A 13,314-nucleotide genomic window follows, 5' to 3' on the forward strand; every position below is an offset into this window, starting at 1 on the left:
AACCCCACTAGCAACACCGCAACCCTTAGAATCGTTTTACTCTTAAACTAACTTCACTCCTAGAGTCCACTTTTGAAATCCCACCGCTTACGACTCTTTAGTTTTTTAGCTTTTCTCCTGTCATTGCGAGCCGCGTTAGCGGCGTGGCAATCCATAAGCAACAACAAAACAACATACAAGCTCAAATCCTAGAATCGTTTGCGTGGATTTATAGAATGCCACGAAACTCCTTGCAGAAGTCTGGCAATGACAGAGAAATGGACTCTAGGGGAGGCTTTGCGTGTAAGGCAGATTCTAGGGCTAGCTTATCACCCCACCGCCTAGCACACAATCTCCATCATACACCACCAATGCTTGTCCCTTTGCCACGCCAAACACCGGCTCGCTCAAATGCGCGACAATCCCATCATCTCGCACTTCAAGCCTAGCCTTTGTAGGCTCGGAGCGATAGCGGATTTTGATGTCGTATTCTTTATCGTTATAGAGTGTAGATAGGCTGACATTGCTTGCTTGCACGAGATTTTTTGCTAGATCTTGCTTTTTGCCTACGATGATTTCATTTGCCTTGGGGTTAATATCTAGCACGAAGTGTGGCTCTAGCGCGCCCTTGACGCTAAAGCCCTTGCGCTTGCCTATGGTGTATTGCATATAGCCTTTGTGGCTACCCACGACATTGCCCTGCGTATCGCGCACGAGCCCGGGATTATCAACTTTGGTGTGCTTTTTTAAAATATCAATATAATCTGTCTCCACAAAGCAGATTTCTTGACTCTCTTTATAGGTCTCCAAAGTCCCAAACCACGGCATCGCTTCAAAGGCTAAAGGCTTGACTTCAGCCTTTAGCATATCGCCAAGTGGGAAAATCAGCCGATCAATCGCCTCTTGAGAGATGGCATAGAGGAAGTAGCTTTGATCTTTACTAGAATCCACCGCCTTGGCAATGCGCTTTATGCCATTGACTTCTTGTATGCGCGCATAGTGTCCTGTGGCGATTTTCTCGCAGCCAAGCTCTAGGGCTTTTTGCAGTGCGAAGCCAAATTTCATATTAGGATTGCACATAGCGCAAGGATTTGGCGTCTCGCCATTTTCATAGGAGCGCACAAAATAGTCATAGACAATTGATTTAAACTGCTCTTGCGCTTCTAGGACGATGAACTCAAAGCCTAGATTTTTAGCGACTTTTTCGCAGTTTGGGATAAAGACTTTGTGCTTTTCTTCTTTATTGTGCAGCTTTAGGTAGATCCCAAGCACTTCATAGCCCTGCTGTTGTAGTAAATAAGCTGAGTAGGAGCTATCTACTCCCCCGCTCATTAGTAACGCAACTTTCATAGATACGCCTTTATAAGTAAGATGGAAGCGCATTGTATCGACAGAAATCTCATTGTTACCTTAATGGCAAGGCTCGCTCATGCGTGGCTGGTGCGAGAATCTAGGGGGTTGTGGATTCTGGTGCTTTCCATAGTGGCAGCTCAAAAATATCGGGTGTATTTACCAGAATCTCAAAAGGCTTAAATCGCTCTTTATAGCCCATACTATGATGACCCTCTATCCAATACCCCGGGTAAAAATAGCTAAGCCCTTTGCTTTTAGCCAGCAGTAGCTGAGTTAGGATATTAAATGTCCCTAGGCTCTGGGAAGAAAACTCATGATCGTAGAAAAAATATGCCGCAGAAATCGCATTCTCCAGCATGTCGAAATACCCAACCCCTACGAGCTTCCCCTCAATCTCATACAAAATCTCATAGCCAAAATCGCAAAAGCCTTCAACAAAGCTTTCTACATAGGATTCTGGGCTCATGCGCTGGAACGCCCAGCCTTTTTTCTGTGCCATGATTTGGTGGTATTTCTCATGGAGTAGGAGCTTTTCTTGGCTTATGCTTGGGCGCGTGATGAGCACAGAAGTGTTGAGATTTTTGGCGATGATGCGTTTGTGGGACTTGCTTAGGGTAAATTCATGCACAAGCTGGCGGATTGATACGCACTCGCTGCAACCCTGGCACATAGGGGTGAAAAAATACTCGCCAAAGCGCCGAAACCCTCGCTCCACAAGCCCCTGACAAAATGCGCGTGAGCAGTTTTGGATATAGAAATAGCGAAAACACGAGTAGCGATCTTTATAGTAGCCACAGGGATTGCGTGGTGGAGAAAATACCTCTGCTAGGCGCAAGTGCAAGCTTTATTTGATATTAGCTAGCTTCAAAGTAAATTCCACTTCACCGCGCCCTATGCGCAATTCTTTGGCGATAGAATCCACGCTAAAGCCATTTTGAAACATATCGATGATTTTTTTCTCATCAATGTCCCCACCGCTTGAGCCAAATGCACCATACTCGCGCAGTCGATTTTCAAGGCTTATGATCTTCTCATCATAATGACTGCGCAGCAAATCAATATCTTTGTCAAACTCGATGAGTTTTTTATTGAGCGCGATGAGCTTGTCGCTTGTTGCTTTGGACTCCCCACTCTCACTTGCGAGAAACTCCTGGCTTGCCTGGGCGGACTCTAGCTTTTGCTGGGTTTTTTGGATTTTGTAGATTTCTTTGGCAATAGTTTCTATGGCGCTTTCAAAGCGAGAGATACGCTTAGAGATGTCTTTGTCTTTGACAATCATATACGCAAGCACGCACACAAGCACAAATCCAATCCCACCAACACAGAGTAAAAACAATTCTTGGTCAATCACATGCAGTCCTTTTTTGTCGAAGTTGCTCCATTTCTTTTGCGACGATGAAGCTATCAAGCGCGCTGGTATTGCTTGAATGTATGCGCGCGATTTGCAGGATTCCTGGAGATATCGCGCGCGCAAACAGCCCGATGTCGCGCTGCTGGGCGTTAGGCAAAGCAAAGCGCACATAGTAAAATCTATCTAGCATGAAGCTCGCTTCTCTACAGCAAAGCACCCCATGCCCTAGTGCATGGATTGTGTGCTGCTCTTTGAGAGTGAGCCTAGCTTGTGTTTGCTCTAAGAGATGTTGCTCAAGGCGTGAGACTTTCTGGTGAAGCTCGATAAGAAGCTCTAAAATCACGACAAGAGAAGTGTTTTTTTCTTTCGCGGAAAAATGCAAAGCTTGCGCGATTAGATCGCTGCTACTAGCATTTAGCAGCTCATACTCTTTCATAAAGCACTCATCATCACCAGAATCTATCGCAGCACTACTAGAATCTAGCAAACTGCAATCCATAGGAATCGCGCACTCAATAAGACGCGTCTGTATCCCATGGTCATGCAGAGCGCTGGTAAAAGTTCGCAGTGTCTGCATGCCTAGCCTGCCTTGCCTACTAGCAGGCTATATGTGCTATCAAGGACAATGCACACAAGCAGCACAAATCCCAGATAGCCATTTGTCGTGAAAAATGCACGCGGGATATTGGCGAAGTTTTTATGCACGAGATATTGCTCATAGACAAGCATACCCGCACTTATCCCTACTCCAAACCATGCTAATGCTCCAAGCCCTGCGAGGTAGAGAAACCCACACCACAGCACCACAGCCAGCACATGAAATACACGAGAAAACCACAGCGCCTTCTCCACTCCAAAGCGCGAAGGGATAGAGAATAGCCCTTCTTTTTTATCGATTTGGATATCTTGGAGAGAGTAGAGCACATCAAAGCCTGCCACCCAAAACATCACGCCAAATGCAAGCAGCACGCTCCACAAAGGCACAGCCCCTTGCACCGCGATGACCCCAGCAATTGGTGCTAGCCCAAGTGAAATCCCAAGCACCAAGTGCGCTAAGGAGCTAAAGCGCTTCATGAGACTATATCCGCCAAGGATAAGCAGGAATGGCACGCTAAGTGCGAAAGCAAGCGAATTTATCGCATAGCTTGTAGCGATGAAAAGTATCGCATTGAATACGCAAAAGGCGATCATGGCTTGGCTTGAGATTCTGCCATCTACGCTTGGGCGCTTACTCGTGCGTGCATTGCGCCTATCAATATCTCTATCGCAGAATCGATTAAATCCCATGGCAAAATTTCTGGCGCTAATGAGAGCAAGCGCGCAGAGTAGAAATGTCCTCCAGCCCACCCAGAGGCTAGCGTTTGTCTCTAAGCTTGCCACACACATCGCTATCAAAATAAAACTCGCGCTAAAGATTGTGTGCTCAAAGGCGACTAGCTCGCTGAAGCGCGAGATAGTGAGTCGTAGTTTATGCCAAGTGCTAGTCATTTGCACTCACTTAATCCCCAGGGAGACGACCTTTTTCAAGCCATCTGCCACGCTAATATCTGTGCGCTCGATTTTCTCACGCTCCACGCGAAACAAAAATCCAGAAGTAGGATTTGGCGTAGTGGGGACAAACACCCACACAAATTCCCCCTCCTCTTTAGTGATAAATCCCACCACCTGGTGCTCACCTAGTCGTAGATAGCCCACGCCCAGATACTCTGCACCCCCAGATCCCGAGAACATCTTGACCATATCCTTGATGACATGATAGACCGAGGCGACTCCGGGGATTTTATCAATCACAAACTCGGAAAGTTTAAGCAAGATGAAGTCTTTGTTTTTCTCTAGCAAATACCCAGCATAGGCTAGAATCAAAAGTAAAATGACAATGATCGCAAATGTAGCAGTAGTGTTATTAGCAGTGGTATTAAAAATCACGCCAATAATCCGCGCCAAAATCCCATACGCAAAAGTGAGAATCCACAGCAGGATAATCACAGGGGCTAACGCCAAAAGCCCCTTGCCAATGAGTCTAAAAAGTGTGGGCATATACACTCCTTACAGAAATTACGCCAAGCTTTGGCATGTGCTGGCTCTAGGTGCTATGTAGCTTTGCATGCGACTAATCTTAGCATGATTCTCCAAAGCTTGCAATACGCCGGTTCTTCTCTGTGTGTTGTGGGGTTTATGCCTGATGTGTTTTATGGATTTTAGTGTGGATTGCCACCCTGATTTTATCAGCTCGCAATAACGAGTCAAAAGCTGAAACACTAATAAACTCACAGGCGACAGGTTTTCTTTAAAACATCGGCACAGCCTAAGCAGTATCACTTGTTTTGTTTTTGTAGATAAAACAGAGTTAGTTTCTTGTGTTAAACAATGCTGACTCGTAGATGAAGCTTGCATGATAGGCTTTAGGATAAAAAGTGGATTCTAGCTCCATAAACCCTAGAATCCTTTGCATGCTTTTTATAATTTAAGCGTTTCTTCCAGAATCTAGTTTTGCCCCCTCATCTATCTGCCCTATCCGCCTAAGCCCAGCGCGCCAGAATTTACACAAATACGCTACAATGCGCGCTTCAAAGTGGCGTAATTACGGAAGAATAAGGAGTGAAAATGTGTGGGATAGTGGGCTATATGGGAGCGAGAGAAAAAAGAGAGATTTTGCTTGATGGGCTAAAAGAGCTTGAATATCGTGGCTATGATTCTGCTGGGTTTGCCGTGCTTACAGGCGAGCGTGGGAGCGAGCAAATGCAGAGCTTCAAAGCCACAGGCAGGCTGAAAAATCTTGCCGATAAGACTAAGGACTTTACTTTTAATGGCTTTGGGTTAGGGATTGCGCACACACGCTGGGCGACGCACGGCAAGCCTACTGAAATCAACGCCCACCCGCACACTGGAGAGTTTAGCTATGTCGTGCATAATGGGATTATAGAAAACTACAAAGAGCTAAAAGACGAGCTTCAAGCGCTTGGACATACATTCCTAAGCCAGACAGATACGGAAGTTATCGTGCATTTGTTTGAGCAGTATTTCTCGCAATGCAATGACCCTAGAAGCGCGTGGGAGAGCACTGCCAAACGGCTAAAAGGCGCATACGCGACGCTGCTTATCACTAAAGCCGCACCTGATAGGATATTTTATGCTAAACATGGTGCGCCACTTATCATCGCGGGCAAGGGGACAGAATCTACGCTGGATTCTGGGCGAGAATCTAAGGCGCATGAATCGCTAGAGAGCGCGCAAGGAGCAGAAAGACCCCAAATCGAAATCTACTTTGCCTCATCAGATGCGCCACTTATCGGGCTTGTAGATATGGTGGTGTATCTTGAAGATGGTGCGGTGGGGGATTCTAGTGATTTTGCCACACTTAGCCCCAAAGTCCCACTCTCGCATTCCAAGTCTTTCGCGCAAAAAGATGGATTCCGCTATTTTATGGAGAAAGAGATTTATGAGCAAGAACAAGTGCTGCTGGAAACCATGCTAGGACGAGTGAAAGAAGATGCCATCGTGCTTGATGAGATTGACCCGGCGCTTTTTGATGGGATTAGCGAGATAAGTATCTGTGCGTGTGGGACGAGCTATCATGCGGGCATGGTAGGGAAATACCTGCTTGAGCGTATGGCAGGTGTGCGCACTAATGTCGTGCTTGCAAGTGAGTTTCGCTATGCCAAGCCGATTTTACTAAAAGATGAGTTGTTTGTTGTTATTAGCCAGAGTGGAGAGACGGCTGATACGCTTGAAGCGCTAAAGCTTGCCAAGTCCCAAGGGCTTCGCACGCTAGCTATTTGTAATGTCGATAATAGCTCGATCGTGCGTGAAGCAGATGCGGTGCTACTCACGCGCGCAGGGATTGAAAAGGGTGTGGCAAGCACCAAAGCATTTGCTACACAAGTCATGCTGCTGTGGATTCTGGCGACATTTCTGGGGGTGGAGCGTGGAGTGCTAGGCGAGCGTGAGAGGGAGCGTGAGCGTGCAAATATGATTGCAGCAATTGCAGCGACAAAGGTGAGCCAGAATCTACATGAGCGTATCAAGCGGCTTTCTAAGCGGTATCTGCATGGGCATGGGTTCTTTTTCATCGGGCGCGATGTGTTCTATCCGCTCGCACTAGAGGGTGCGCTCAAGCTTAAAGAAATCAGTTATCTCCATGCAGAGGGCTATGCAAGTGGTGAGATGAAACATGGTCCAATCGCGCTAGTAGATGCAAATCTTTTCACCATAGCGCTCATGCCAAAACATCTGTTGCATGAGAAAATTGCTTCTAATGTTGAGGAGCTTAGTGCGCGAGATGCGACAATTTGTGCGATTGCGCAAGAGGAATTTGCGCTTGCAGATGACTGGATTGCCATTAGTCCGGCGGGTAGCTACATGGAGGAGTTTTTTGCCATGATGGTAGCTCTCCAGCTACTCTCGCTAGAAATTGCCGTGCGACTAGGCAATGATGTAGATATGCCTAGAAATCTCGCAAAATCTGTAACCGTGGAGTAAGCTTAGCAGCTGGACATAGGGAGCGGTTTGGCGTGTCTATGTGATTATGTTTGTGTGATTTGGGATTTAAGAGAAAGCCTGGGTAATGATGATAGGGGAGAGTCTGCCCCACGAGATTGTAGGGCGCGAAAAGCGCAGAATCTAGGCTTTGTCTAGCTTCCTTACGCTTTTGCCTTGGAGAAATGCGAGACTAGCATGATAGCAAGAATGACAAAGCACACTACATATGCGATGAGACAGCACTGCGCCATATTGCCAAACTCTTGACTTGGGATAAGATACCAGCCATTTTCATAGAACTCTACAAATGACTTCCTAAAGCCTTCAAGCACAACATCTTCTGGCACAGTTGGTGCATCAAATCCGCAATCCCCCGTTGGGTTAAAGAGGCTTGGGAACCACACATGCAGTGGCAGACCGAAGTCAAAGCTAGGCACTGCAGAGCAGCCTTGCACGCCGAAAGGATCGTCGCCATGAGCTGCTTCGTGGATTTTGTCAAGCTTGATTGAGAACATGATTCCGCGAATTGTCCCATAGAATGCAAGAACATAGCCAATCCCGCGAAGCACGATGTTTTTGGGATTGATTGCAGCGATGATTCCGCCCAGTGCCATCACGAGGAAAGCATAGCGGATATACACACACTGCTCGCAAGGCTTCATATAGCCATACTCTTGGAAAACATAGTGTGCCACCAGCACAAGTGCCAAGCACACTACCACCATCAAAAGCCACAAAAACCGAGCCTGCTGCCACTGATAAATACTCTGCATGGGCTGGGCTTTAAAGCTGCTCCATATACTCATAGTAGTCCTTTATCGCAGTTGCAAAACTTATTGAGCAAGTAGAGTTTTGATTTTGTCTTGCAAATCATCAAGTGAGGCGATTGATTTTGTGTAGATAAGGTATTTGCCATTTACGACAAATGCAGGGACACCTTGCACACTTGCGATTTCATAGCTAGCTTCCCACTCTTTAAGCAGTGCTTGCACTTTTTCGTCTTTTAGCCCAGCTTCGAAATCTGCTTTAGAGATACCAGCTGCGTCTAGACCTGTTTGGAGGAACGCGTCAGGGTTTTTACCCCCACCCCAGCGATTATTCTTCTTATGATACTCGTTGAAATACGCTTCTTCTGCTTTGTGGAATGCTGATTTATCAGACAGAATATCAACACCAGCTGCTTGATCTTTCACGATAAGCACAGCAAATAGCTCGCTTGCAATCTTGCCATAATCCCCTTTTTGCTCTAGGTGGTATGGTTTAAATACTGCACCTTTTGGCAGAGAAGAAGCGATTTGTGGAATAAATTTTGAATATTTGAAGCAGAATGGACACGCATAGCTATACACTTCGATGACGGTGTTTTTCGCATTTGGAAGTGGGCTTTTTAGCGTTGTGTAGTCTGTGCCTTCTTTAAGCGGAGCGGCATTTGCCACAGCAATACTTAGCACAGCAGCACCTAGACCAGCCAGCACTTTTGCAAACATGTTTTTTGTAACCATTTGGAGACTCCTTTTTTGAAATAGGGCTGCATTATAGAATCCCTATGTAACAAAAAAGTAACGCACAAGGATTGTTTGGGGGTATTGTTTGTGGCAGTGATTATGGATATTGCCTTGCCAGCGCACCTTAATCTCGCGTATTTATATCGATGCTATTATAGATTAGCGAGCTTTTTTGATAAAATTAGCCCATTGGTTTCATGTATCCCTCTGTATGGGACTTTCATTATGTGTGATAGTCAATGGCTAACACGCATAAAGGATTTTACTTGGGAGATAGGGCTTTTGAGATTACAGGACTTGATTGCTAGATTGCAGGTTTTGGTTATCGGGGACAATGACGAGAAAATACGCGCAGTCTCCTCGCTTTCTCCAGCAAGCTTTATAGATGGTGCGAATAATGCCATGCAGATGTATAGAGAGCGGAAGTTTGACGCAGTGCTGGTAGCGACAAGCGATATACAAGATCACCAAGAAGTGATTTGGGATATCTTGTATTATAACCCTAAAGAAAATATTTTCGTGATGAGTTTTAGGGACGATGATTTACATCTCATGGAGTGCCTAAAGCTAGGTCTCCCCTATGTGCGATATAGCCACAGAGAGCTAGAAATCATTCTAAGTCAAATCGCTTTCAAGCTCAAATCGCGATCCAAGGTCATGCTTTCGCCCATCGAGCATTTCATAAAAGAGCGCGCTAAGGAAGATTCTGCGATGGGGACTAGTGCTAGCAAAAGCTCTGGCGAGGGGGTTTGTCTATTTTGCGATGAGGCGCAGGAGCAAATCTATCAAGACGAATTCCAAACCCCCATACACCTAACCCCAAAGCTCAAGCGGTTATTTTGGATTCTCTACTGCAATCACAATCAAGTCGTAAGCTACGATCGACTCATCACACATGTCTATGATGGGCAGTATATCAACTACAATACTTTGCGCATGGCGGTTGTGCGGCTGAAAAAGCACTGCGGTGAGCTTGTGCAAAATATTTCAGGTGAAGGCTATATGCTCGCCTGCCATAAAACATATTTGCAAGATAAAATTTTGCCAGATTCTGGGATATAGCTCTGGGGTGTAGGGTCTTAGTGTAGTTTTAGGCTTTACATATAGAAGCAGGGAGCTTGCTTTTGCTTGCAGGACTCTTGGCGGTCTTAAAACCCAATGCCAGCACGGAGAAAATCCTGCAGTCATCGACTTGAGAATCTAAGTCTTATAAATTTCTCCAGAATCTAGCGCGCAAGCTCCAGCTTAGTTGTAGAATGAGCTATATGCCAAGCACATTTGCCCAGACTTTGCCATCAAGTTTTAGCTCCATGGTTACTTGGCAGATCCCCTGCTCACACGCACTTTCGCGCACTTTCGCACCACGGATAACTGCATTTAGCTTAGTTTTGATACTTGAGTTTTTGAGTATCATATTTTGCACGGTGTCGTTTGAGTTGATTTTGATCCCATACATCTGCTCGCCCAAATGTCGATACGCATCGATGATCGCAGCACGCTTGGCAAGTGCGACTGCCTGGGCTGGCGAGCAGGACTCTGTGGGAGCTACACCAATGCCTACTGCTTCGATTTCTAGGATATCTTGCTCTGGCACAGAAGCAATGAGCGGACTCTCATACATCGACACTTGCAATGGGGCTTGTTTGACATTCACGCTCGCTACCTCTGGCACGATGGGCGTCTCCGCCTCCTGTGCGTATGCCACACACATGCCAATCCCCACGCCAACGCTTGCGCGTATCACACCTTTTGCCATGCTTTTTATGCACGCTACCATTTTCTACTCCTTTAGAATTTCATATAAATCTGCAGGAGACATATCGTCAAATTTGCTGGAAAATTAAATACCTGCTTGGTGCTAGATTCTAGCGCTTCAGTATGTCTCGCACCTAGAGTGTTCTAGCTTACAATCATTGGCATTGATGTCAAAATAATCTGTGTAAAACATCGTCGCGCTTTTGTCTTTGTGGCGCTCGATAAAGTCTTTTTCATTGCTCGAGAATGCCATGATACACCCACCTTGCTCGATGTATTCTTGAGCGAGTTGGGGATTCTTACTAATCGTGCTTGTATGCGTGGCGACCATAGGGATACGCAGAGCTTTAGCTAAAGCAATGTCGCTGATAGATAGCATGGGCTTTAGCCCCATTTGTTTAGCTTGGTAGTAGCCGCGCAGGGAGAAAACCTCGATGAGAATGCGCTGTGTAAAAGGCAGCTGCGCTTTAATCGCAGCAAAATCATTGAGTTTATCTGTTACAAGATAGGCATGCGGATAGCTTTGAAAAATCTGCGTGATAGATTCTGCTACAAGCGGGGTTAGGAAGCCATGGATTTTGGATTCTAGGATTTCTTGCTTGCTTGGTGCAGTGAGCGCCTCATCTCCTTGCACTTCTTTGCCAACTAGCGAGTAGAAGTGCTTATAATCATGCGCAGCGAAAATCCCACCTGCATCATCGAGCATTAAGTCCAGCTCGATAAACGAAAATCCCTCTTGTAGGCTTTGGAGCAGGGCTTCCTTGGAATTTGTGTAAGTGTAGGTTTGGGGCTGTCCTTGCGCGTTTTTCAAGATTGCACCACCAGCATGCGCGATGAAGTTACGATGTGGCAGCGTTGTGATAGCTGGATTATAGCGTGGGTTGAACTCGCATTTCTCATCAGCAAGCTTATATGACACAGCAAGCGGATAGTAGTGCCTAAGCGACTTTACTAGTGAGAGCTTGAGCACAAATCTATCAAAGCACACAGCCCCGATAGCCAAAACCACCAGCACAATGGCACCAATGATGAGCGATTGTTTAGCGACGAGTTTTTTCATAATTAACCTCCCAAAATGAGTTATAAAGTCGATTTCTCATGCCAAGCTCGGCATTTAGCGCGGATTTGGTATAGGTAGATTCTAGTAGCGTAGCGCCATAGAGTGGGTTGCGCCCTAGTCCAAAGGCGCGTGTCTCCACCCCGAGAGAATCTAGTATGAGCGGTGTGATGTCAAAATGACTCATCTGGCGTTTTTTGAGTGAGCTTTGATTGTATTTGGCGGTGAATTTGGGGTTGATGAAGAGATTGTAGATTGACCGCTTGCCAAAGGTGTCAAAAAATCCATCTCCCTTATGCGAGAGATGATCGCCCAGCAGGATAATAGTAAGACTCTCGCCAAATTGCGCTTGGGCTTTGGCGATAAACTCTGCTAGCAGTCTATCTGCGCAAGTAAATGCCTCTTGATACGAGTCGCCTAGTCCTGGGCAAGCTTCTTTATCGACAAAGCCATTTGGGTGGTGGGTATCAATAGTAGAGACATAGAGCACAAAAGGCTCTGGCAGGGATTCTAGCTCATCTTTGGCAAGTGCCAGGAGCGCAGAATCCTTAAGCCCCCAGAAGCCTTGCAGCTCCTTTGGCAGTGGGTCTGGCACTTTGCCTTGCGCTTGCAAGGCTGGGAGATCAAGCACGGAAATCGCATGCGAGCCTAGAAAGTAGCGCATACCAGAGAAGCTAGAATCTAGCCCAGAGAGATAGCGCTGCGTATAGCCAAGCTCACTTAGCACATCGCTCACGCACACCGCAGAATCTAAAAAGTATTTATTCGCAAACGAATTCCCAGCTATTGGCATATCGAGTGGAATCCCGCAGAGATAGGAGATCGTCCCAGCAATCGTCCAGCCAGTGCCGCTAACTTGCTCTAGCCCGCCTATGCCAGCAGTGTGGCTGAAATTTACATAGCTGCTAGCGAGGGTTGCGAGATTTGGCGTGATACTTAGTGCAGGGTTTAGTGTGGTATTGAGATTTTGGGGTGGATTTGAAGCTACGCTAGAGTGCGAAGTGTTCCCCCCCCCCCCGTTTTGGCGTGTGGGCGCACAGAAGCAATAGCGCTAGAATCTGTTGTAGTGATAAAGGTAGATTCTAGGGATTCTGCCAAGATGATAAGAAGATTTTGCTTGGGCTTTGCACCAGTATGGGAGCTGGCAAAAGAGCTGGGCTCTGGGGTAATGTAGTTTGACTCATAGAAGCTTGAAAATGGTGCGGCTTGCGATTTGATATATTGAGTGATGTGGAGCTTATTATTAGCAACAGCACCCCCGATGACAATCGTAGCAAGTGGCAGTGCAAATGCCAGATACCGAGCAATAGTATAGCGAGCGCTCATGCGCTGCCAGAGAGTCAGGGCATAGGGCGTGAAAAGTGCGATAAGCATACTTGGAAACAGCACACGCTTCTCAAATGCCACAAAAAGCCAGAATCTATGTAGCTCCATAGCAATGGGAAGAAATAGTATCAAAAGCGGCACAAATGCCACACAAAATCCCACAAGCGCACTAAAATTACTGCGCAAAAATCCAGCAAAATATGGCAATGCACTCAAAAGCAACGCATTTACCACACTAGGCAATACCACATTTACAATAAATGAGCGCACGACCATAGAATCCATATCAAGCAGTGGGAATTGCAGGTGGAAGAGAATCTGTCCAAAATGCTGGATTTCAAAATTTAGCTCAAGCCAATAGCTGCTAAACAGCAAGAAAAAGCCTATCAAAAACACCAGAAACACCGCACAAAGCTTGGCGAGAAATCGCGCATTAGCCTTATGCCTTGCTTGCTTTAGGGACTCTATCATCTCTACTCCTTGGGAAACTGCAATGATACAATGAAAAC

15 protein-coding genes are annotated in these 13,314 nt (G+C 46.3%); 3 read left to right on the forward strand and 12 right to left on the reverse strand.

Going from position 1 to position 13,314, the window contains the following annotated elements; genetic code table 11:
• Positions 1-300 precede the first annotated feature (300 nt).
• The 6 genes from mnmA to Q0171_RS08000 form a co-directional block, all read right to left on the reverse strand.
• Complete coding sequence (gene mnmA / locus Q0171_RS07975; protein ID WP_299328732.1) at positions 301-1,329, reverse strand: tRNA 2-thiouridine(34) synthase MnmA; 1,029 nt, start codon at positions 1,327-1,329, stop codon at positions 301-303.
• 100 nt (positions 1,330-1,429) lie between these two features.
• Positions 1,430-2,167 carry an arginyltransferase gene (locus tag Q0171_RS07980; protein WP_299328735.1) on the reverse strand — a complete coding sequence of 246 codons (738 nt, stop codon included), beginning with the start codon at positions 2,165-2,167 and terminating at the stop codon, positions 1,430-1,432.
• Between the two features lie 9 nt (positions 2,168-2,176).
• Positions 2,177-2,683, reverse strand: coding sequence for a hypothetical protein (locus Q0171_RS07985; protein WP_299328738.1), 507 nt, complete (start codon positions 2,681-2,683; stop codon positions 2,177-2,179).
• Positions 2,676-3,260: a hypothetical protein gene (locus Q0171_RS07990; protein ID WP_299328740.1), complete on the reverse strand. Its 585-nt coding sequence runs from the start codon at positions 3,258-3,260 to the stop codon at positions 2,676-2,678. The genes Q0171_RS07985 and Q0171_RS07990 overlap by 8 nt, the downstream gene beginning before the upstream one ends.
• A gap of 2 nt (positions 3,261-3,262) precedes the next feature.
• Positions 3,263-4,171 carry a menaquinone biosynthesis prenyltransferase MqnP gene (gene mqnP / locus Q0171_RS07995; protein WP_299328743.1) on the reverse strand — a complete coding sequence of 303 codons (909 nt, stop codon included), beginning with the start codon at positions 4,169-4,171 and terminating at the stop codon, positions 3,263-3,265.
• 6 nt (positions 4,172-4,177) lie between these two features.
• Positions 4,178-4,720: a DUF502 domain-containing protein gene (locus tag Q0171_RS08000; RefSeq protein ID WP_299328746.1), complete on the reverse strand. Its 543-nt coding sequence runs from the start codon at positions 4,718-4,720 to the stop codon at positions 4,178-4,180.
• A 567-nt stretch (positions 4,721-5,287) separates the two neighbouring features.
• On the opposite strand from Q0171_RS08000, the gene glmS reads away from it, so the two are divergent.
• Both glmS and Q0171_RS08010 read left to right on the forward strand, forming a co-directional pair.
• The gene (gene glmS / locus Q0171_RS08005; RefSeq protein WP_299328749.1) at positions 5,288-7,162 is read left to right on the forward strand and encodes a glutamine--fructose-6-phosphate transaminase (isomerizing); all 1,875 of its coding nucleotides are present in this window, start codon (positions 5,288-5,290) and stop codon (positions 7,160-7,162) included.
• A gap of 27 nt (positions 7,163-7,189) precedes the next feature.
• A complete protein-coding gene (locus tag Q0171_RS08010; RefSeq protein ID WP_299328752.1) occupies positions 7,190-7,318 on the forward strand; it encodes a hypothetical protein in 129 nt (42 codons plus the stop codon).
• Positions 7,319-7,323: 5 nt separating this feature from the next.
• Here Q0171_RS08010 and dsbI read toward each other — a convergent pair whose 3' ends face one another.
• Both dsbI and Q0171_RS08020 read right to left on the reverse strand, forming a co-directional pair.
• The gene (dsbI, locus tag Q0171_RS08015; RefSeq protein ID WP_299328755.1) at positions 7,324-7,968 is read right to left on the reverse strand and encodes a protein-disulfide oxidoreductase DsbI; all 645 of its coding nucleotides are present in this window, start codon (positions 7,966-7,968) and stop codon (positions 7,324-7,326) included.
• A 27-nt stretch (positions 7,969-7,995) separates the two neighbouring features.
• Positions 7,996-8,664: a thiol:disulfide interchange protein DsbA/DsbL gene (locus Q0171_RS08020; protein ID WP_299328758.1), complete on the reverse strand. Its 669-nt coding sequence runs from the start codon at positions 8,662-8,664 to the stop codon at positions 7,996-7,998.
• A 75-nt stretch (positions 8,665-8,739) separates the two neighbouring features.
• On the opposite strand from Q0171_RS08020, the gene Q0171_RS08025 reads away from it, so the two are divergent.
• Complete coding sequence (locus Q0171_RS08025; protein ID WP_299328761.1) at positions 8,740-9,729, forward strand: helix-turn-helix domain-containing protein; 990 nt, start codon at positions 8,740-8,742, stop codon at positions 9,727-9,729.
• 199 nt (positions 9,730-9,928) lie between these two features.
• Here Q0171_RS08025 and Q0171_RS08030 read toward each other — a convergent pair whose 3' ends face one another.
• From Q0171_RS08030 to Q0171_RS08045, 4 genes are all read right to left on the reverse strand, one after another.
• Positions 9,929-10,444, reverse strand: coding sequence for an LPP20 family lipoprotein (locus Q0171_RS08030; RefSeq protein WP_299328763.1), 516 nt, complete (start codon positions 10,442-10,444; stop codon positions 9,929-9,931).
• 96 nt (positions 10,445-10,540) lie between these two features.
• Positions 10,541-11,482 carry a hypothetical protein gene (locus tag Q0171_RS08035; RefSeq protein WP_299328766.1) on the reverse strand — a complete coding sequence of 314 codons (942 nt, stop codon included), beginning with the start codon at positions 11,480-11,482 and terminating at the stop codon, positions 10,541-10,543.
• A complete protein-coding gene (locus Q0171_RS08040) occupies positions 11,463-12,272 on the reverse strand; it encodes a sulfatase-like hydrolase/transferase (protein WP_299328769.1) in 810 nt (269 codons plus the stop codon). Before Q0171_RS08040 ends, Q0171_RS08035 begins: the two co-directional genes overlap by 20 nt.
• A 191-nt stretch (positions 12,273-12,463) precedes the next feature.
• Entirely contained in the window at positions 12,464-13,276 is an 813-nt protein-coding gene (locus Q0171_RS08045) for a hypothetical protein (RefSeq protein WP_299328772.1), read from the reverse strand.
• Positions 13,277-13,314 lie beyond the last annotated feature (38 nt).

Source organism: uncultured Helicobacter sp. (assembly GCF_937906905.1).
In the GTDB taxonomy this organism is placed as follows: Bacteria; Campylobacterota; Campylobacteria; order Campylobacterales; family Helicobacteraceae; genus Helicobacter_B.